Below are 20,953 nucleotides of genomic sequence, written 5' to 3' on the forward strand. Positions count from 1 at the left end.
GAATAATATACAACTATCAGCCGAAATTAACTGAACTGCCAGATCTAGCGTCAGGCAAGAAATAACTCCTGCCTCCATATAAGATGATTATAAGATAACTCTTATTATCAGGATATTAAACATTATTTTACTAGCATAAATAAGTATTCATGCCACACTTTTTTGAAATATCTGATGAACTACTCCAAAAAACATTTGTGTATTTATGAGTAACCTCATCATTAAATCAAATGTCACATATTAAGTGACACCTATGAAAGCAACTATAGAATAGTATTATATTATTTATAGTTTTTGTTTATATTATTTCATCAAACAAATCTATCATCTTTTTACGAGTTTTATTGTATGAACTAAATAAGATTAATTTTGCTAGAAAAAGTGTTTGATTTACTTTTTAATATGAAGCAGTATATCGTTCTTAAGATAATATATTATTGACATTTAGAAGAGCTAAAATTAATTCTTTAGCAAAGCGCCAAAAAAAGTGTGCTTATAAAGAAATTTCTGTAATATTTCAAGGTAAAATAAAAACTAGGGTTGATGATTCAGCCCTAACAATAAACTGTGTTTATATTACTCTTTCTCAGGCGGCCAATTCTTATCCATCCATCCAGGCAATCTACCAGAATCAGCAGAACCAATTAAAACATTTGCATCTAACATATCTTCTACATCCCCTTGTAACCTTGCCGCTAAACCTGGTAAGATAATGGTATTATGTGAAGTTTTCTCATTAAGACTAAAGTCAGCTAATTCTAATACTTCTTTAATCTTTGAGGCCGTGAGTTGCCCTCCAGCAACTGCAGCTTCAACGCCAATGCCATCAGTATCTACTGCAGCAAGGTAAGAATTAATAGAATTTGATGAAAGATCACTTTCTACAGTATAGTACGTTAAAGCAAAGTTTGTAGTTATAATAAGGGGAGATTCAGGTGTAGGAGATCCAACCTCATAAACACCTGGATCTACAGTAACTGGTTTTCTGGGATCGGTGTATATCGTGTCCCCTAAGTGAAGTTCAGCCATCATGGCATAAGGCTCAGTACTATGCAATATCATTACATCACCATATTTAATAGTAAAAACGGATGCTAGTACGGTTTCCCAATATGATGCAGTTACTGTATCTTTATGTACAAGCCATGAAGTTAGTGGAACCGCCATTATCGGATAAGCTATATCCTTATCTCCTCCAATACCTGCACGCCGAATCTTTAAGATATTATTAAAAGTAGTGTTAAGCTCTTTGCCCGTAGGATACGTTCCGGGGTCAAGCACCAGTTTTTCACCACCCATTTTATTGAAGGATGTTGCTAATGATTTTAAATTATCAAGGTCATTCGGAGAAAACAATGTTACTGCAAGGTCATACTCAAGTGCAATATCAGCAACTTCTTGCCAATTGCTCATTGTTGCGGCATATAATAATGGATTCCTCTTATGAGCTTTCTCGACACCCGCTCGAAGTACTACAGGATCAAATGAGCAAAGAATAAGCGGAAGCTCTGTATTTTCCATAACTTTTTCTACAGTATCTGCAAATTTCTTGGGATCATTTGAAGATGAGCGGATAGCAATCATATCAGGTGATAAAAATTCACCTACATAGAACTTTTTAAAGTCTTCAATATATTTTACTCGTTCTACTAGATTATCTTCATCAAGTGTATCCCATACATCATAAGCTAGAGCAGTTTTATTGAAGAATGTAAGTTTGTGCCTATAAAGTACATCATCCCCACCAATAACTACTGATTTATCACCTATACCTATTTCAACTTCACGGATTTCAGGGGCTAGCAAGTGTTCCAATTTCTCAAGTTTGTCCTTATTTTCGTCTTCTAACAAAGGAGTACAATCATTCAACTGGCCTGACCTATCTAAAAGTTTGGAGGCAAATGCCATACAAGTATCTACACCACATACCCCACAGTTATCCCCTGGTAAATATTTATAAACTTCTAGTGGGCTATTAACCTTCATTATTGCACCTCCATCTCTATTTCAACCCAGTTACTAATATCAACGGTCTCCTTATCTACAGATCCATACAATGTTTGAGTTATTTCTTTTAATACTTGAACTGATGTCGGATGCATCATCATGAACAGGTCATTACCTGCCAGTGCAAGTGATAATCCAGTCACTATTTCCCATATAGGTCCACGGTATTCTCTTGGACCCCAATCAGAATCGTCTTTCATAGGAGATGATTTCATCCAAGATTCACGGGCACCCCATGCATTAGTAGTTCCTGACGACATTGGGAACGTTAGTTCTTCGTCTCCCATAAGACCAGCTAATCTAATACGTTCCATATTAGTATAAGCGTAATCCAACCCATAACCTAATGCTGCAGTTGTTGGGTCCATGACAATACTTTCTCTTGGTACATTACATTGTTTCATCAATTTTCTATTAAGTTCTTTTTGAGCATTAATCTCAAGTTGTGTCCAAGATAAAACTGCATGTCCATAGTTGATAGCAGCTTTTGCAATCCGCTCATAGTCGAGATTCAAGCTAGCAGAGGCTAGCAAGACACGTTCACCTTCAGCAACCTCAGCTGCTTTCTCTAGCACTTCAGGATCCTTTTGCGGATTTCCGGATCCTCCAATCACCAACGGAACATCAACTGCTTGTAATACATCTTCAACCACTTTTGAAGCTTCACGTGGTGATGTGTCCTTTATCATAGGATCAGTTGAAACCAAGTGAACTGTAACCATATCAGCATTAAATTCATTTACTACTTTTTTAGCCCATTCTCCTGGATCGCCCATCACATCTTCATAGTTCACCTTGACAGCTTTTGCCATTCCTATAGGCATATCGAAAACGTCCATAGTGACATAGTTTCGGTTAGGCATCGGAGCATCGAAATAATAAGGTAATGCTTTTTCACCACCAATTGTCACTGTACTCTTTCTACTTCCACCATCAGAAGACGTTGCACCTAAAGTAACTTCTTGAATCGTATGTGTCCATTCCTGTGCAGGTTCCACCTCTAGCTTAGCAGAGAGAAGTTCTGACAATCTACCTGAACCAAATGGTATTTGTTGTTTATCCTGAGGTTGCATTTGTGGCTGTTGACCTGCCATTGACATAGAAGCTGAAGCAAAAGCTTGTTCTACTGGATATCCAAGTAATCGCGAAATATTTGCTAAATGAACTGAGAGTTGTGCAGTTTCATGGCCCAGTGCGTGAGCTAGATTGGGATCAAAACCACCAAGTCCACCAATATCAATCTCAATATCTCCTTCGATCTCAACTCCTTCTAATGCTTCAATATCAAGATCCTGCAACATATTCGTTAGCTCGGATATCTTAACCTTTTTCGTCATTTGAATTCCACCTTATTAAACATAAAAATTATAATTAAATTAAATCTTTAACCGAGCTGCAATTTTTTTCATCTCATTAAATGCAGCTGAATTATCAGATATTTCAAATAAAGGAGATCCTGTCAAATCCATCTCAGCAATTTCTTCATCCTGAGGTACAGTACCTATCAATTCAAGACCCAGTTCTTTTGCAGTTTTTTCTAAAGTTTCTTTATTGCTTTCATTAACCTTATTCGCAATCACATATACATTACTGACCTTAGTCTCAAGTTCATCAACAAGATCCCTAATCCTCTCGGCAGTTCTCAGCCCCCTTCGTGACCCATCTGTAACTACAATTAAGTCATCTATATCATGTATCAGTTTCCTGCTAAAATGTTCCAGGCCAGCAGCAGTATCTAAGATAGCAAGGTCATAGTTCTCAATGAGTCGATCCAATATCCCCCTTAGCAGATTATTGATATAACAGTAGCAACCTGGCCCTTCGGGTCTACCCATAACAAGAAGGTCATAGCCAGACATCTCGTTTATTACCTCAAATAGTTTGGATTCGAGTATTGATTCCTTATTACTGTCAGGTGGTAAATTATCTCTTTCATTTAGCATAAACTCTCTTACATCACCAACAGTTCGTTCATCTTCAGAGCCTAGTGTTTCTGGAAGATTTGTATCTGGATCCGCATCTACAGCCAATGTGGTGTTATTACTGTTCTGTAGATACTTTATAAGAAGAGTGGTGATTGCTGTCTTACCAGTACCACCTTTTCCTGTAATGGCAATTACCCTTGTCACGGAATTCCTCGACTCATTCTTTCTTCCTGATAATCAATTTATCTATACTAATCTTAGCATTCTTAAAACTGATCTTAACTCCACTACTACTATTGTTGTAAGATGGTTGAGGCGCATTCATTTGAGATGGTGGTACCAACCCAGCGTTTTGTTGGTACTGATATCCCGTTGCTGGTGATTGAGTTTGTGTCATACCAGAAGTATCCTCGACTTCCCCTTCACCTTCCTCTTCTTCAGATTCCCATCTCTCAATAATTGGATGGTTTTTATCTTTCAAGAAGCTTTCAAGTGAATTGATATCAGTAGCTTCCTCCTCAGTAGGTAACTTGTCAACAATATCCTCAGGTATACTATCACGAACTTTATCTTTAAGATGTTTTGGCATCCATACAACTCTATCCCAGCCACCATCAGCTTGAATAAATTTAGGCGACCTGAAATAACTAATACCAACACCAAGGAATCCTGCTACTTGTTTTCCACCACCTGTCTGACCAGCCATAGTCGAGAACGGTAGACCGTTCGGGGCATTACCAAGGAAATCTCGATCAATCCAACCAATACCATCGACTTCTGGGATATAAAATCCAACAACTTCAAAGCAGCCACATGAAGTGTGAGGGTATTCAAAGAACGAATGAAGCTTTATTCTCTCATACTCACCACTTGAAAGTGATTTTGCCTTTTCATTAACACCAGAATATTCACCTGAAAATTCGTCAATTACTTCCCCCTTTTCAATAGGGAACTGTGGACCTTCAGGGTCTACCTTTGCAGCAGCCCTCCCATCAAACCAGTTTATTGCACCACATAAAGCAACTCTATCTGGAGTAATTACGCAAACATTTGTTGGAGCAAATGATTGACACAATGTACACCCATAGAACGTATCAACATCCTCATCATGTAAATCACGTGTCCTCTCATCCCTTGCCTCATAAATAGCAAAAGCATCATCTAGTTCTTTTTCCACTTCCGCCATGTCTGTGATATAGATAGCTTCAATATTTTCAATAAATGGAAGTTCACTTTTAAACAGCATCATTGTAGCCCGTGCTATATGTTCAAGAGTATCCAATCCTTTATTCACAGCCTCTTTGCTAATACGAAGCCAAATATCGTACCTTTGGTTAAGGTGCATCACACCCTGAATATAATTCTGAAAATCATGGTTCCTTCTTTCAACAATGGATTCAAGATCGCCTTCAACAAGTTCACCAGAAATGCGATAAATCATAGCTAAAGGATACCTACCACCCTCTTCCATGTCAGCGATATCTGGACCAATCAAAGTGAACTTGCCATCATCTACCGGATTTATTGATTCGTCTGGATCTACTGAACGCACAAGTTCAAAACCTTTTGACTTTGGGCCAGCAAGTTCAACATACATATCATCTTTTCTAACCCTTTCACCTTCAAACATAGGAGATATTTCAAATGGGAATTCGTTTGTCATATTAAGTTCACCATCACGTTAAATAAAAATTAAATAGTTAAGATTATAGATTATCTATCAATTCATCTAGAGCTTTTAGATGAGTTTCTTTGTTTAGTTTTCCAAATGACATAGTTGCATTTTGTATATAATTCCTTTCAATTGAAATTGATTTTAACTTAGTGAAATTTCTTACCCCTGATAGAACTTGATTTATATAATATTTCTTGTGACCCAAAGCTACTATGAGATCATAATTTCCATGACCATCCAGCCCTTTCCAACCAGAGTCACTCAAATATAATGCAAGAGAGTGTGCATTTATGTACTTTGCAAAAACACTCTCTTCATCCACAAATCCCGTCATTGAGTTACCTGTTGCGGCTATTTGTATACCTTTTTTACCTATCTCTACTGCACGTTTTAAAATATCTTCATCCAATACATCTCCACCAGTTATCAGTAAAGGTCTTTTTGCCTTCTTGATGACTTTAGCAACAACTGCTGGTTGCACGGGTCTTGCATTGGTAGTACCCCAAGTAGTAGTAATAACAGTATTCTTAGTTGCATCTACCATTGATCATACCTCCTGACCTTTGCACAAGCGTTCAAGGTTTGTTGGTTGGACAGATACATCAAATTTCATAGACGGACCTGATATAATCTTTTTCTTATCCCAATCAATTTCCCATCCATGCTCCTTTTCCAGGATATTAAGAAGTTCATCTCTTTTAGCAAGTGGCAAATCCTGTTCACTTCTCACAAAATTATGCCAGTCTTCAGGCAGTACACCTAGGTACTTCTTGCTAAGTTCAATATAATGAGTCAATTTGATCATTCTACCCATATTATTATCACTTGGCCGTATACAATTCTTTGCAATCATCGGCATTACCTCTTCAACAGTTCCAGCAGTGGTCAGCAGGAACTCGGGCACTGATGCGATTGGTATGACATCACCATTTCTTGCATCATATACATTCCATTTATCTTCAGCATAAGGGCGACCTATCAAGGCTCTACGGTACTTTGAGCCATGTGGTCCAACAATGACAGGAATTCCAAGTCGATTACACCCAGAAGCAATCGCAGACGCTTTCTGAGAATATGCCCCCCATGCAAGACCAGTAGCACCTATACGGTTCATAATATAATCAGCAACCTCTTCATAATTACCACTAATCTTTCTTTGTGCGAATATGGCTGCTACTTTGATTGCAGTAGATGCAATATGTGAATTAGATACACATGAACCTACGTTCAGCAAATTACCCTTTGTGAACTTACCGGGATACTTCTCGTAAAGTGTTTCCCCATCCTTGTTTTTGTACATTCCAAGATCCATGGCAGCACAGCCTGAAACTACAACAATATAGTTCCTTTGCAACATTTCATCAGCTATTTTATAGATATCCTGTGTACCTTCAGCATAGTTGGAACAACCTACCATTGCAACAATTCCTGGAGTTGTACCAAGTACAAGGTTCACACCTTCTTCCCTAATCTCAGGGTCACTTATCTGGCCTCTACCAACTCTGATCTTGCCTTTCTCTTCCCTGATAGCCTGTTGTGAACTCTTTTCGATAGTGTTGAGAATAGGAATATCCTTTGGACAGACAGTCTCACATTTCCCACAGCCAACACAAGGATCATGGAGATCCACAAGACCAGACATATCTCCTTCTTCTGCGAGTCTAAAAGCATCACTTATTGGAAGGTTTGTAGGGCAGGTATTTTCACATAGCTGGCAATGTACACAACTATTGATAAGTTCATTGAATTCATCATCGGATGGTAGCGCTGTCATGTTATTTTCAGACCTAATAGGAGCTACTTCCATGGCAACTCTAGTAGCAACCTCTCCTACCTTATCAAAATCAAGGAGTAGAGCACCAGGTTCTTTCCCAGAAACAAGATCACTTACAATATCCTCAACATCATCGTCACTCCTATCTCTTAGTCCATACATGATTTTCTCATTAGTTGCAATAACTGGCATATGGAGTTCTTTAGCTTCTCTTAGAACATCTGCTCTTACACACTGTTCATCTACAACAATCACATCAGGTACACCAGATCTGATAAACTTGAGTTCTTTTGCTATAGGCCCAATCACTTTAGACTTAGAATCATGTGCACCCTCGGATTTGTACCTGCTCATATCAATAGAGGTACAACACAATCCTCCAAGTTCAACTTCATCCTCAAGTCCATGGTCACCAATATAATCCATTATATGAGTAACTGCAGAAACATTATGACCAATAGTTAAAACCATAGGTTTCTCAGAATCTATGCAGCCCATTCCAAGTTCAGCATATCCCGTATTCTCTTCCGCCTTAGGCATCCCCAAACAAGATATTTGAGCAACATCAGATACTTCCATTCCAACATGGTCTATCATTCCACCATGAAGTGCTTTAGACTCGAAATCAAGAGCTGCACCTTCTTGGCCAACCTGTATTGTAGCAAGCAATTGTGTCAATTGTTCCTCAACATACTCAAGTGCCTTTTGTAAATCACCAATAGTTTCTGGTTTCATACCGGTAACAAGTTGTATAATAGGCGTCTTTAGATTTGATGCACCAACATCAATTGGGTGGTCTGGCCCATATTTCTCAATCAGGTAATGAAGCAGGTGTCGTCCATGAGCTGAGTGTGCTGCAGCACCTGTGATTACTCGTAGTAAAAACTCACGTGCCTGGTGGCTTGACATATCAATACCACAAGCTCCCTCTTTATTTTTGCTCAGGTCACATTTACCGAACGTACAATAACAACACTGATCACATACCGGGGTGTATACTGGTTCGTATCTTGATAAGAGGTTAAAGTCCCAGTTCCTTAAATCTTTAATACCTGGACATGGACTTGGACCAATGTCAAGTTCTTCAGAGTCCATTTCTTGTTCAAGGGCACCTACTACACTACCTATCGTAATTTGAACGTTCTCTAGTTCATCAATAGAGAACTTACCAGTTTTTATTTGACTCATTTTGTCGATTTCTCCTTTTGGTGCTATGTTATTTGTTAAAATAATTTAATCTTGAAGATTATTATAAAATAAAAATGCAATCATGAATCAACTGATTAAATTGTGACTTTTCTATATAGCCTTAAATATAAATAGGTTTCGCTTATTTATCATGATTATTACTTAAGTATTTTAAATGGTATATCACATCATATATTTCTTTATATTTCTATTACGTTTTCAGGTGAGCTTGTGTCCCAAATAATATTCATATCACATACATATAATTCAAGTTTACTATTAATAGTTATTATATTCAATCCAAATTCATTGTAAAAAAGAATATTTATTATAGTTTTGATTAAGTAATGGGTAGAGTACATGTAAATAGATTAAACTAACTCAGATTAGTTTATATTTTTGAATTCCTAAAAGTTGGAGGATTAAAATATAGCAAAAGACAATGAATGTTGGATATGTGGTAAAAAGCAAGCTTTCATGTACAAGTGCAGGTTTTGTGGTAAGAACTATTGCTCGGATCACAGATTACCGGAAAGACACGGGTGTACTGGGCTTGGTACATTTAAAGAGAACATCTACTCTAACCACAAAACTAGCTCTGACGATATAGTTAAAGACGCATTCAAACAAACATCGGCACATGCCCTAAAAAGTATTACCAGAGGAATCATGAACCATTTAATAAATTCAGTCAAAAAGAGTCCATCGTTGACAATCATAGGAATATGTGTACTTTCGTTCATTTTAAGCATATTAATACCTGGATATTTTGAACTTTTTATGTTCGATCCGAGTAAATTCATTTTACAGCCCTGGACAGTTATCTCTTATATGTTTCTTCATGGAAGTGGGTTACATTTATTTTTTAACATGTTCGTTTTATTCTTTTTTGGAAAAGAACTGGAACGTAGGGTTGGAAATCAAATGTTCCTTGTAGTGTTCTTCTTATGTGGTATTGTTGCAGCAATAGGATATTCGTTAGCAACGATAGGAGATTTAACGGTTGGTATGGTTGGGGCAAGTGGTGCAATATTCGGTGTTTTTGCATCAGTTGCTGTTCTTGCACCAAACATGAGAATTTACATTTACTTCTTCCCAATGAAAATCAAGTATGCACTTGTCCTTTTAGCCATAGTGGACTTCTTGCTATTATTTGGAGCATCTACCATGATCGCTCATGAAGCTCATCTTATAGGCCTGTTTACAGGAATTTTAATGGGCTTTTATCTCAAAAAAAGAAATAAGCAGAAATCTGCATACGATTACAGACAGTATATATGAATAGAGGGTTATTAGGGGTAGGTTTTTTTAGATGACTCGTTTATCAGGCCATGGTTATGCTAGTCATCTGAAACAATATTTTCCAAAACCTAAAGAAAACGAAGAGATACCAATTCACTTTTTGGATTTTGAAGCTAAGATTGCTGGTTGGTGTCCGAAAAGGAAAAAGACTATTTATCTTAACATCGACCAAAATTCAAATGGATTAAAAAGAATTAGGCATGTTAACTTGGTCAAAGTCTATAATTGGTTTGCGAATCGTGAAGGAGCAATTGAATTATCAGCAAATGAATTTAAACAATTAGAACTTAAATTAGATGAATTAATTCAATATGGAGGAGAGATGTTGTATACTAGAAGAAGAGTAGGTAGACAGATTTTTAACACGTTTAGAGTTGATACAAGTTCAGTTCCGGATAAAAATGTAACCAAAAGGAATCTTGTTGATATGTTAGACTAAAAGCTACTGTAAAAAATAATACTTTAAACTATTCCAATTAACTGTCATTAAATGTGTGTATATTTAATATAAGACATTACACTTATAAATAAAACCAGATATATCTTATGATTGTTTAGCTTCAGGATGTGAAATTATAAAACCTGTTAAGACTGGGTTCAGCTCAATTGTAAAATACTTAAGTACAAAAAAAGAGCATGGTAGACGGAGTATTGGTCTACTGGTAGATGGCCCTAATGTTTTAAGAAAAGAATTTGATGTAAATCTTGAAGAAATTCGAACTGTTTTAACAGAATATGGAAATGTCAAGATTGGTCGCGTTTTTCTAAATCAATACGCCTCAAACAAATTAGTTGAAGCTATAGAAAATAATGGATTTGAACCAATAATCTGTTCAAGTGATGTAGATGTACGCCTTGCAGTCGAAGGAATGGAATTAGTATATAACCCAAATATTGATACTGTTGCACTGGTCACAAGGGATGCTGATTTTAAACCCCTATTAAACAAAGCTAATGAGCATGGAAAAGAAACAATAATTTTCGGAGTTGAACCCGGCTTTTCATCTGCATTACGAAATTCAGCTGATTATGTAATTATTGTAGGACAAGATAATTCAGGGACTGTAGAAATAGATAACAAGGCAGGAATTAGAGAAATGGAACAAATAAAAGAGTATGATGAGGAATACTAAAAGCTAGTATTACTCATTAAATTGTTCATTTTTCACCTTTTATACCCTTAATAATATTTTCTAATCGGTTCCTTGAAATACCCTTTTTAGCTTCAGTACAGTTCTTTACTTTTTCTATTAAAGCATTAAGTTCTTGGTCAGTTAAGGTATATCCAATATCTGCAACAATACCTTTCAATGCTTTCATCCCCGTATGTTTTCCTGCAATCAAGTTGCGCTTCCCACCAACAAGTTCTGGTGAAAATAGTTCATATGTCTTTGGATTTTCTAGTATTGCCATCACATGAATACCAGATTCATGTGAAAATGCATTTTTACCCACTATGGCTTTATTGGGTGCGGTATATACATTAGAATATTCTTGAACCATTGCTGAAAGTTTAGTTATATTCTCTGTATTATACTGATCAATTCCGTATTGTACCATAAGTGAAATTAATACCTCTTCTAATGCAGCATTACCTGCACGTTCACCAATACCATTTACAGTAGTATGTAATTGCTTCGCTCCTGCTTCAGCTGCAGATAGTGTATTAGCTGTGGCTAGACCCAAATCATTATGGCAATGTATGCAAATTGGTGTTTTAATTTCTTGTTTTATCGAACTTACTATGTTATATGATGTGGTTGGATTTAGTATACCAATAGTATCGGCTATACTCACATAATCCACTCCATACTCTTCAGCACTTGAGAATGCACTTTTTAATATCTCAATGTCAGTTCTTGTAGCATCTTCCGCTGCAAACCTGACCGCAAGACCATGGTCTTTTGCATATTCAATAGTATTCATAGCACATTGGATCATTTCTTCACGTGTTCGTCTATATTTGTGCTTTAAATGAAGATCTGATATCGCTATAAAGATACTGACCATGTCAACATCACATTCAAGTGCAGATTCAACATCACTTATCAGTGCACGAGATAAACAACATATACGTGCGTTAAGACCCATACCCGAAATTGATTTGATTGTATCCTTTTCAGCTTCTGATACTACAGGGAATCCGGCTTCGATTATCTCTACACCTATATTTTCAAGTTCCTGTGCTAAGTTAATCTTTTCATGCTTAGTAAAAACAACACCTGGTGTTTGTTCACCATCCCGTAGTGTAACATCGCATATTTCAACATCTTTGGGTACAGATGATACCAATGCCATTAATTCATTTCTCGAATATGTATCATTACCAATTTTATTCATCATCTCATATCCTTAAAGGGTAAATAGTTAAATTTTGGTCAATAGTTTTAAAGGAAATTAGTAGACCTATATTTAATTTATGGAATTGCTCTCCGAAACAAATCTCTAAATACTCCCTTACCTAATATCAAAAGAAGTATACTAATTAAGGTTCAACTGCAATGTTTGCAATTCTCGCGGCAATAGCGCCTGCAACAAATCCTGCATCTATGTTCACAACTGCTATGATTGAACATGATTGTAACATTGATAAAAGAGCTGCTTCCCCATTACCGCCTGCACCATAACCAGTTGATACTGGTAAACCTATAACAGGAACATCAATGAGACCCGAAACTACAGCTGGTAACGTACCTTCTCTACCAGCAGCAACAACTACAGCTTTCACATTGTTCTGTTTCAGTTTAGATATTTCTGGATAAAGACGATGAATTCCTGCAACTCCTACATCATAAGCTTTCAAAACATCACAGCCCATTTCACGAGCTACTACATAGGCTTCCTCTGCAACACCAATATCCGCTGTACCACCCGAGATTATGCCTATCTTGGAACCGGTTTTCTTAATTTCTTTACCAGTACTGACAATATAAGACCTTGCTCTTGGATGCCAATCTACCAATTCAGAGCTAAAATTTTCATTTAGGTATTCAAGGTGTGAGTCTGATACTCTTGTGATAAGGGCCCTTCCACAACTCTCGAGGTGTGATCTAACGATTGCCAGTGTATCTTGTGGAGTTTTACCTTCTGCAAGAATTGCCTCAGGATATCCGGTTCTATGTATCCGATGAGTATCTGCTTTAGCAATATCCATAACAGGAATATATCCAAAAGACATTACCTTAGATGTAGCTTCATCAATATCCAAACGTCCTTCTAGTAAATCCTTCAAAATATTCTTCAATTCCATATTCATCAGCTACATTCACATTAACTTATTTTGAACTTTTTCATAAAAACTAATCAGTGAAGAATCAACAAATCTTGCTGGATTCTTGGCTTCTGTTAAAAAAACTTCATCTTTTTCAGACACGTGATAGGTATACTGCCCATCAATAACAATAGCAGCTTTTTTTTCTGGTATAGTCACTCTTATCTTTAAAATTGAATCTGCAGGTACGACCCAGGGTCTTGCTGATAATTTAAAAGGTGCCAGTGGCACAATAACAGCTGCATCCACTCTAGGATCTACTATGGGCCCACCTGCGCTCATAGCATAAGCAGTAGATCCTGTTGGTGTTGCGAAAACTACTCCATCAGCCCTTAATTCTTCCATCTCACATTGATCCACTTGTATCTTAAAAGTTAATATCTTAGCAGGGCGTCCTGTAATAAGTACCGCTTCATTTGTTGCTGATGGAAGTTTTTCACCATTAAATTTCACATCTAAGCGTAACCTTTCATTGTATGTAAAGCCAGAAAGTATGCGTTCAATTGTGTTTAAAGCTTCATGGGGACTTACATCAACTAAAAAGCCAAGAGTTCCTACATTAATACCAAGAATTGGAAGTGGGTCTTCCATCTTAGAAATACTACGAAGAACAGTCCCATCGCCACCAATACAAATCAATAACTCAGCGCCTTCATACCTCATGCTCTTTATAGGCACTATTGGAACTCTTAATGAAGATAATGATAAAGAGCGTGCTGTGCTCGGAGATAAAATTATTTCTACAACATCTGAAAATTTCTCCAAGATATTCTGAGCTATTCCAATAGCTGCCTGACTATCACTCTTGGCTACAATAGCAATCTTTTTGATAATGGCCATTATTTTCTCTCTAATGTTTAATTCAGTGATGCACTAGTAGCAAATTGAATGGGCTAGTTTATGTTCAATATAATTAAACTATTAATATCATCATATATTTAGTTTCATTTTTCTGTGAGTTTGAGTATGGTGTTATGTAAATGTTTATTAGTAGCTACAATATCAACTTTTTTTGCTACATTGTCTATTAAGACAAGATCGCCACCTACACCATTAGTAACTTTACCACCAGCTTCCTCTAAAATAACCTTACCTGCAGCCACATCAGTCATTCTTAATGCCCTTCTAACATCAACAAACGCATCCGCTTTACCAGCAGCTACATAACATATCTCTAGAGCAACACTCCCAAATATACGGATTCTTCGAACCTCTTTCCATAACTTCACAGTTCGCTCAACATTAAGCCTATACCCATAAAGACTCATACAAGACTTCCGTAATGTTGTTGTAGTCGAAGGGTTTATTGCGACGTTGTTTAAATAAGCACCTTGACCACTCTGAGCATGGTAAGTATCGTTATTTGCCAGATTCCTAACATATCCAAACCATATCTCTGATAGGTCAGGTGTTCCAATTGCTATTGAAACACTATATATTGGAATACCATGCGCTGCATTATAAGTTCCATCCAGTGGGTCAATTACAACCGCTATCTCGGGGTCAGTACCTATTGTCTTCTCACCAAACTCTTCACTTAGCACTCGCATAGATACCCCGAAGGACTCCAGTACACAAAATAGGGCAGTTTCTGCGACATGATCTATTTTTTTAGTTGGAGTCCCATCGGCACCCATGTATAGAGATTCATATGCTTCATCCGTACCTACTAGAGACTCAGTAGCGTTTGCCACGGCTTTCGCGGCTTCATTACACAAATCCAGATAATTTGATTTTATGGTCTTCATACATGATACTAAATTTACACTATACCCATCGACCTATTAGTCTTTTCAATTGATTGAGTACCGTCACCTTCAATTTCCATCATTGCTCTTATTGCATCAATATTATCTGGTACTACAATAGATTCCTGGTGTATTGCTTGGAAGAAATAGAGTTCATTGTTATAAATACTCACAGAATCCTCCCATAAACAATTTTCCCACATATCACTGCGTGGTCTTAGCATATCTCGGGACATTTCCATCACTTCAGCTGTAGAAGAAACTCCTTGTCCTACAAACTTGATTCTTGACTGTCCACCTAAAAGCGACTTAATATCATCTTCATTGCACTCTTTATCAAGTTCCGCATTCACTATATGGACATGCATTAATGTGGTAGGTAGTTTGACAGCTGTTGTTGTAATATCAATATGTGGCATTACAGATTTAACGTCTGGACCATGATGTGACGGTAATTTCACTGGGTTTGGAACAATTGCGTTAATGGGCCCTGTTTTTATATCACCCGGGTCAGCTGCTCTTCGGAGTAAAGATACTCTAGCTTTCTTAACTCCAAATTCCTTATCCAGAGGATAAAGCACTCTACAGAGTCCAGTAGTATTACAAGATACCACTCTAGCCAAATCTTTACCAATTGCCTCTTCATAGTTTGCTATAGCATTAAAAGAAAAGCCAGCTAGTTCATGATCTTCTCCACCTTGCCATATAACCTTTACATTGGCGTCTTCATACATGGGTTTGTTTTTTTCACCAACACCACCAGGAGTACAATCAACGATAATGTCAGCCTTACCAGTCATATCCTCGATTGAACCAGAAACTTCTATACCAGCTTCTTTCATCTTTTTAATCTTTTCTGAAGGTGAGTAAACAGAATAACCTTTTTCCAATGCCATAAACGCTTCAAAATTTGGTTTTGTTTTAGATACGCCAACTATTTCCATATCCTTTTGTAAACTAACAGCGTCCGCAATTCTTTTACCTATAGTTCCATAGCCATTTACTGCAACTTTTATTTTATCCATTAAATTCAAGCCTCCTTCACTCGATCTGTATCAAACATCAACTTAGATTAAATTGAGCTTAATTCTAATTTATTAGTTTTAATACACATTCAATTTATTGTACAATAATCATTGAGCCTTAAAAAAGGAACCTTTTGACTCATACATCAATAATAACAGTTTCCCCTTTTGAAAAATCTACTTCTTTTATTTTAGCTACAATTTTCTTGGTATCCCCAAAAATCCCAGTTAACTCAATAGTATTATTATCAATCGTTATTTTAGTTACAGACTCCATTATTGTCTCCTTTTCGCCTTCATAATACTTAACAACATTCAACTCACACATGTTAAAATCAACTCCTTTTCCCTATTTAATACCTAATATAAAAGTATGTAGAAAATCAATTCCTGTTATTTAACTATAATTAGCATCACCTTATCAGTTTAGCAATTGAAAGTCCTTGGTCGATTCCAAGATCTTCTGCAACACTAGCGCATTTGGTCCTCAATAGGTAAGCTATTGGTCTCAAATCAGTATCATGCTCTGAAATTGTTTCATAGTTTGCCATACCTTTACTAATAATAAGGCTTGAAGATTTGAACTCTTCCAATAACTCTGAAGATATTTCTTCGAAATTAACTCCAACAGCATTCGACCCCGTAGTTAAGACCTTATCAACCCTTTTCTCAAGGCCAAGTTCTTTCACATCTTCCATAGTAACATCAGTCAACATCGGTGCACCCCGGACAACTAAAGTGACATTACCACCCAACTTCCTTATCGTATCTATGACAAGCATATCAAAAAGTATTTCCCCACAATTATCAACAACATAAACTACCTGATCTAACAAATCTAACATCTTAAAGGTGTCATCAATATCCAACCCTTTTTTAAAGAGAGTTGAAAATGTTTGATCAAACTTGTCAGGATCCACATCAAACCCCATTACACCAAAATCAAATGTATTCCCAATAACTGAAGATAGTACTGCTCTCTTAAAGATCTCTTTATTGTCAGGATCCCCTTCATAAATATAAGATTCCGCAATTGGCATGATGTCAATGACAATATTATTACTCAATATTTTCAAATCAATATAAGGATCTTTGTCATTTAGAACTTCGTAAGCTTTCCGATGTACAGCAGTTGACACTAAACCTGCAGGTGCGCCAGGTTCATAAGTGTCATTCAATACTTTCAAACTCTCTTTTATTGTATTGTGTATCAGCTCTTTATCATCAGTAGATAGCTCAGCTTCATACTGAACCCTTGATAGTAAGCAAGCAGGACATCTTGAATCTATTTTCATTGGTATCAATTCCATATATTTTCAGTTATTTTAAATTAATGTGTCCCGTAAAATGTGTTTAAGCTTTAAAAAGGATATCTTTATTGTTTCAATTAATTTATGCAAATAATGATAAAATTAGTTACCATTTATAGCATATCACTATGCTTGACTTCAGTCACATCTTTTTTAGTGGGCATAGTTGTATATATGATGCTAACTCAAATTGGGTAGTAAATAAATAAAAGTTGTTAAGCTTTTAGTTTTTAAACAGGATATGATAATTTGTCAGTAAATAATGGCGATACAATAAAAATAGATTACGAAGTAAAGTTAGAAGATGGTACCACATTTGATAGTACCGACATGCATGACAGTGAATTCGAATTCGAAGTTGGATCTGGTCAGATTATTGAAGGTTTTGAAAATGAAATTATTGGGATGGAGGTTGGAGAAGAAAAAGAATTTCAGCTACAGCCTGAAAACGCATACGGCGAACCAAAAGAAGAAATGGTACGCTCAATCCCACGAGATCAAGTGCCTGAAGACAGTGACAATCAACTTCAAACCGGTATGATGTTAGCAGTCGCATTACCAAACGGTACGCAAATACCTGCACAGGTATTAGAGATAACTGAAGATACAGTAACACTAGATATGAACCATCCACTAGCAGGGCAAATATTGAACTTTAAAGTGAAAGTTAACGAAATCGGTACTAAGGAAGATTGAGATAACTAATTTAAACTTTTTTCCTTATTCTTTTTTTACCCTAATTAAAGCCAAGTTCTTTTGTGCTAATAGATATCTGCAATATCACCTTTTCTGCTACTATTAATCAATAATAATAACAAAACTATTGCAATAAGAGTATAGAGCAATAGCCAATATATAGATTCAATTAAAGGTATACTATCCAGTGCTAGGCGTGTTATCATGTTCAGTGGAGAGTTCACATAGAGATATGATATCATTACCATCAGGATAAGAATAAATGAATAAAACATTTGAGCTATCCCTCTTTCCTTAACTAATAGAGATATTGATCCGCCTATTGTTACAAGTATAGTTGCTATTAAACTGACCAGTACCAAAATTGATAAAAAATTATTAATCTCAATTCCATTCAAAACAAGTAGAATCATCCAAGCTAATGATTGTATTGGAACAATGAAGACTGCAACTAGCACTTTCCCACTAATAATATCCAATAGCGAGACAGGAGATACTAATAAAAGACCTACTGTCTTTTTTTCAAACTCTTCGGTAATAAAATCAATAACTAAACCTCCTGAAATGAATGCCGGAGTTAATAGTAAGAGTGGTAATAGTGCAACATAAATAAATTCAAGATTAATTATAGTTGTACCATCTTTAGGACTCTCAATATCCAAATCTAGTGGAGCATAACCTGGAAGACGCTGAGTCCTAACTTCCCTGACAACCTCCTCAAACTGTTCTAAAGGTTCTTTTAGGTTGATAGAGACAAGAGTTGCACTAAGCTCTGAACGAGACATGTACACATTGATATCTATCAAATCTTCACCATCAGCTTGTTCATAGGGAATCTCAATAATAGCATCAATTTCTCGTGTATAAAAATCAATATAAGCTTCACTGAAATCTTCGTAGTATGTTACTTCGATATCAGAATTTACTAAAATATCATAAAATTCACTTTCTTCATTCCCAAAAACACCTACCTGCGGAGATTGCATTTCAAAGTCTTGTAAAGCACCCGGGTCATAGAATGTAGTTAACCCAAATATTAAAAAAACTGAAAAAGTTGCAATGAAAAGTTGAATAAATACTGTTAACAAGAACGTTTTTTCGGACAGCAATCCTTTAGATTCTTTTTTTGATATTGCCAATACTTTACGGCCCGGCCATAGCTTATCCAACAAGAATCCCCCTTAGTAAATAAATATTATAGAAAGAATGAACAAAAGTAGCAGCTAAAAGCAAAACCAAGTAATACCTATGACCCAAATAGTATAGCCCAATACCTACAATCGCTGTAGCTGATACATGAAGCATTAATGGGAGTAAGAGTAAAGGACCCATACTCATAACAAAACCGAATAATGAAGATTCAATTGGTGTCAATGTTATCACAGAAATAAGTTTTTCGCCTACAAAAAATCCTGTACCTGCCAATATAGAGAGTAAAGTGGCCTTCTTTAAGTTGATATGTTCCAATTTCTTTTTTATTATAGTTAAAATTCCAATCGATTTTGCAAGTTCTTCAACGAATGCAGACAAGAATATCATTATAAGTATTGAGTAGGGTAATGGTAAGTTGAATAGAATTATTATAAACATTAACTGTAACATGTATATGAAAGGAATTGACACTAAACTAAGAGTAAAAACGGAGCCTCCTGGGAATTCCAAGAATTTTTCGATAGAATCGAGTGATTTTGATATGAGGTTTTTCTGGCTAAACAGATTCTCTTCGTTGAATATAGATGTACCTAATCCATATAGACTCAAGCTCACCAGATAAAAAGGAACAGTTGAAAACAGATAAGTATTAACATCAATTTGATTTCCTTCAACCAAGTTCACTATTAGAGTCATTGGTGATATTGCACTGACTGCATGTATATTAGCAAACATTGCTGGGAAAAACAAGTAGCCTGAAACGATTACTGATAAGAAGACCATACTAAATGTCAATTCTTTAAAGCTTCTTGAAAATATTGCTGCAATAAATGATAATGCCATAAATAGGAGTATCACAGGCAACATTATCAGGGCCATTGAGAATACTGTCGTTACTTCTCTTATTGTACTAGGCTGTTGAATAAAGGTTGATATAATTATTACAAGTAGCATTAGTGTAATAATGTAGGGTGCTGTTTTTCCTAAGACTATATCTATAGACCTTAAAGGAGCTGCAAGTAAAAGCTGACATTTTCTGTTAGTCCTTTCTTCCATCATACTAGATGAATATAATTGTGCAATAATATATATTGGGAAAATAAACAAGAAAGAATATAATATAGCCATAAAAGGTATTGGTGGTGAAAAATGGGAGGGTGTAGAAATCGTCTGTGTTTGGAACAGAGTAATTGTAGCCTGTTGATCCATCTCGAAACGTTCACTTGGGTGCACAAAATGCTCATCTTTTTCCGACACATCTTCAGGAGATACATCAGAGTCCTTTCCAGCTTCAATATCATTCTCAGTGTCTTGTTGAGCCTCAGTGTCTTGTTGAGCCTCAGTGTCTTGTCGAGTATCAGTATCCATACTCCTGACATCACCTAAGAGTTCGAAACTTTCAGGCCTATCTATATCATGAACAATAACCCATACAGGATGACTGTCAGGTATAGATTTATAAGATGATAAAATAGTTTCACGATAGTTTATTAACGCATTTTCCAGTGCTTTACCGGCAGCTGCAGATTTTTCAGTACCCGATAAATAAGCACGGTCGTTGATTATTATAATATCATATTTTGTGTCTTGGCCAAGAAGTTTCCATGGCTCATTCGCATATTCCACGTTAAACCGTGGGTCATTAGATATAATATCATTAAGTTCGGGTTGTGAAGAGGCTACAGAATAAATTTTTTGGTTTAAGCCAAATCCAGCCATAGAGGCAGCGTATGTGACCACGAATATGAGAACAAGAGCAAGAAGTAATAGACTTACAGTCTTCCGATCAAACTTAGTGAGTGATCGTTTAAGTTCCCATTTGGAAATAATACTCCAGGCTGGCATCAAAGTGTGTATGATGTCATCAGATTAAAAACTAA

Annotated in this window: 19 protein-coding genes; 4 read left to right on the plus strand and 15 right to left on the minus strand. The window is 36.2% G+C overall.

Going from position 1 to position 20,953, the window contains the following annotated elements; genetic code table 11:
• Window positions 1-576: 576 nt before the first annotated feature.
• The 6 genes from acsC to cdhA are packed head-to-tail and all read right to left on the minus strand — an operon-like array spanning window position 577 to window position 8,569.
• A complete protein-coding gene (acsC, locus tag J2T59_RS07710; RefSeq protein WP_259135358.1) occupies window positions 577-1,986 on the minus strand; it encodes an acetyl-CoA decarbonylase/synthase complex subunit gamma in 1,410 nt (469 codons plus the stop codon).
• A complete protein-coding gene (gene cdhD, locus J2T59_RS07715; RefSeq protein WP_259135359.1) occupies window positions 1,986-3,344 on the minus strand; it encodes a CO dehydrogenase/acetyl-CoA synthase subunit delta in 1,359 nt (452 codons plus the stop codon). The genes acsC and cdhD overlap by 1 nt, the downstream gene beginning before the upstream one ends.
• Window positions 3,345-3,383: 39 nt before the next feature.
• Window positions 3,384-4,136 carry an ATP-binding protein gene (locus J2T59_RS07720; protein WP_259135360.1) on the minus strand — a complete coding sequence of 251 codons (753 nt, stop codon included), beginning with the start codon at window positions 4,134-4,136 and terminating at the stop codon, window positions 3,384-3,386.
• Between the two features lie 13 nt (window positions 4,137-4,149).
• On the minus strand, window positions 4,150-5,595 hold the full coding sequence (gene cdhC / locus J2T59_RS07725) for a CO dehydrogenase/CO-methylating acetyl-CoA synthase complex subunit beta (protein ID WP_259135361.1): 1,446 nt from the start codon (window positions 5,593-5,595) through the stop codon (window positions 4,150-4,152).
• Between the two features lie 43 nt (window positions 5,596-5,638).
• Window positions 5,639-6,151, minus strand: a complete 513-nt coding sequence (gene cdhB, locus J2T59_RS07730) for a CO dehydrogenase/acetyl-CoA synthase complex subunit epsilon (RefSeq protein WP_259135362.1) — start codon at window positions 6,149-6,151, stop codon at window positions 5,639-5,641.
• Window positions 6,152-6,154: 3 nt separating this feature from the next.
• Window positions 6,155-8,569 (minus strand): CO dehydrogenase/acetyl-CoA synthase complex subunit alpha, encoded by a 2,415-nt coding sequence (gene cdhA / locus J2T59_RS07735; protein ID WP_259135363.1) that lies wholly within the window; start codon window positions 8,567-8,569, stop codon window positions 6,155-6,157.
• A gap of 453 nt (window positions 8,570-9,022) precedes the next feature.
• Here cdhA and J2T59_RS07740 point away from each other — a divergent pair, with 453 nt between their 5' ends.
• The 3 genes from J2T59_RS07740 (at window position 9,023) to J2T59_RS07750 (ending at window position 11,004) form a co-directional block, all read left to right on the plus strand.
• The gene (locus J2T59_RS07740; protein ID WP_259135410.1) at window positions 9,023-9,850 is read left to right on the plus strand and encodes a rhomboid family intramembrane serine protease; all 828 of its coding nucleotides are present in this window, start codon (window positions 9,023-9,025) and stop codon (window positions 9,848-9,850) included.
• Between the two features lie 31 nt (window positions 9,851-9,881).
• Window positions 9,882-10,310 (plus strand): hypothetical protein, encoded by a 429-nt coding sequence (locus tag J2T59_RS07745; protein ID WP_259135364.1) that lies wholly within the window; start codon window positions 9,882-9,884, stop codon window positions 10,308-10,310.
• Window positions 10,311-10,446: 136 nt separating this feature from the next.
• The gene (locus J2T59_RS07750) at window positions 10,447-11,004 is read left to right on the plus strand and encodes a TIGR00288 family NYN domain-containing protein (protein WP_259135411.1); all 558 of its coding nucleotides are present in this window, start codon (window positions 10,447-10,449) and stop codon (window positions 11,002-11,004) included.
• Between the two features lie 25 nt (window positions 11,005-11,029).
• Here J2T59_RS07750 and J2T59_RS07755 read toward each other — a convergent pair whose 3' ends face one another.
• The 7 genes from J2T59_RS07755 to J2T59_RS07785 all read right to left on the minus strand — a co-directional run bounded on the left by J2T59_RS07755 (window position 11,030) and on the right by J2T59_RS07785 (window position 17,210).
• The gene (locus J2T59_RS07755; protein ID WP_259135412.1) at window positions 11,030-12,211 is read right to left on the minus strand and encodes a homocitrate synthase family protein; all 1,182 of its coding nucleotides are present in this window, start codon (window positions 12,209-12,211) and stop codon (window positions 11,030-11,032) included.
• A gap of 145 nt (window positions 12,212-12,356) precedes the next feature.
• Window positions 12,357-13,127, minus strand: coding sequence for a nickel pincer cofactor biosynthesis protein LarB (gene larB / locus J2T59_RS07760; protein WP_310572666.1), 771 nt, complete (start codon window positions 13,125-13,127; stop codon window positions 12,357-12,359).
• A 9-nt stretch (window positions 13,128-13,136) separates the two neighbouring features.
• Window positions 13,137-13,982 carry an NAD(+)/NADH kinase gene (locus J2T59_RS07765; RefSeq protein WP_259135365.1) on the minus strand — a complete coding sequence of 282 codons (846 nt, stop codon included), beginning with the start codon at window positions 13,980-13,982 and terminating at the stop codon, window positions 13,137-13,139.
• 104 nt (window positions 13,983-14,086) lie between these two features.
• Window positions 14,087-14,890 carry a bifunctional fructose-bisphosphatase/inositol-phosphate phosphatase gene (locus J2T59_RS07770; RefSeq protein WP_259135366.1) on the minus strand — a complete coding sequence of 268 codons (804 nt, stop codon included), beginning with the start codon at window positions 14,888-14,890 and terminating at the stop codon, window positions 14,087-14,089.
• A 14-nt stretch (window positions 14,891-14,904) separates the two neighbouring features.
• Window positions 14,905-15,915, minus strand: coding sequence for a type II glyceraldehyde-3-phosphate dehydrogenase (locus J2T59_RS07775; RefSeq protein ID WP_259135367.1), 1,011 nt, complete (start codon window positions 15,913-15,915; stop codon window positions 14,905-14,907).
• A gap of 139 nt (window positions 15,916-16,054) precedes the next feature.
• Entirely contained in the window at window positions 16,055-16,243 is a 189-nt protein-coding gene (locus J2T59_RS07780; RefSeq protein ID WP_259135368.1) for a CooT family nickel-binding protein, read from the minus strand.
• An 85-nt stretch (window positions 16,244-16,328) separates the two neighbouring features.
• Window positions 16,329-17,210 carry a damage-control phosphatase ARMT1 family protein gene (locus tag J2T59_RS07785; RefSeq protein WP_259135369.1) on the minus strand — a complete coding sequence of 294 codons (882 nt, stop codon included), beginning with the start codon at window positions 17,208-17,210 and terminating at the stop codon, window positions 16,329-16,331.
• Between the two features lie 264 nt (window positions 17,211-17,474).
• Between J2T59_RS07785 and J2T59_RS07790 the strand changes: the two genes are divergently transcribed.
• The gene (locus J2T59_RS07790) at window positions 17,475-17,921 is read left to right on the plus strand and encodes an FKBP-type peptidyl-prolyl cis-trans isomerase (RefSeq protein WP_259135370.1); all 447 of its coding nucleotides are present in this window, start codon (window positions 17,475-17,477) and stop codon (window positions 17,919-17,921) included.
• Between the two features lie 65 nt (window positions 17,922-17,986).
• On the opposite strand, the gene J2T59_RS07795 is transcribed toward J2T59_RS07790, so the two are convergent.
• Both J2T59_RS07795 and J2T59_RS07800 read right to left on the minus strand, forming a co-directional pair.
• Window positions 17,987-19,090, minus strand: coding sequence for an ABC transporter permease (locus tag J2T59_RS07795; RefSeq protein ID WP_259135371.1), 1,104 nt, complete (start codon window positions 19,088-19,090; stop codon window positions 17,987-17,989).
• Entirely contained in the window at window positions 19,083-20,918 is a 1,836-nt protein-coding gene (locus J2T59_RS07800) for an ABC transporter permease (RefSeq protein WP_259135372.1), read from the minus strand. Before J2T59_RS07800 ends, J2T59_RS07795 begins: the two co-directional genes overlap by 8 nt.
• Window positions 20,919-20,953 lie beyond the last annotated feature (35 nt).

Source organism: Methanosalsum natronophilum, assembly GCF_024808815.1.
Taxonomy (GTDB): domain Archaea; phylum Halobacteriota; class Methanosarcinia; order Methanosarcinales; family Methanosarcinaceae; genus Methanosalsum; species Methanosalsum natronophilum.